Raw genomic sequence first — 251 nt, forward strand, 5'->3', positions numbered from 1 at the left:
TGCAAAGTCAGGCGGCTCAGGTCGCGGGGGTCAATCAGGCCATTGAACGTGTTGAAGCGCCTGCGGGTTCCGAAGATGCCACATTAATGATGGCCCGCGTGCAGCAACATCAAGGGCAAGCCTCCTACGTGGTGTTTGGCACACAGCTGGCGGCAGGTCATCACAACGAAAAATTCGATTTTGACGAGCAGGTTCTCGCTATTGCCGTCGAAACGCTGGCGCGCACCGCGCTCAATTTTCCCTGGACGCGA

The 251-nt window shown here is 57.4% G+C and carries 1 protein-coding gene; it reads left to right on the forward strand.

Features of this window, described 5'->3' with window-relative positions; genetic code table 11:
* A partial coding sequence (locus SB660_RS22425; protein ID WP_410584680.1) for a M20/M25/M40 family metallo-hydrolase occupies positions 1 to 251 on the forward strand: 251 nt, incomplete at both ends.

It is taken from the genome of Bacillus sp. SIMBA_005 (assembly GCF_046535585.1).
GTDB lineage: Bacteria > Bacillota > Bacilli > Bacillales > Bacillaceae > Bacillus > Bacillus pumilus.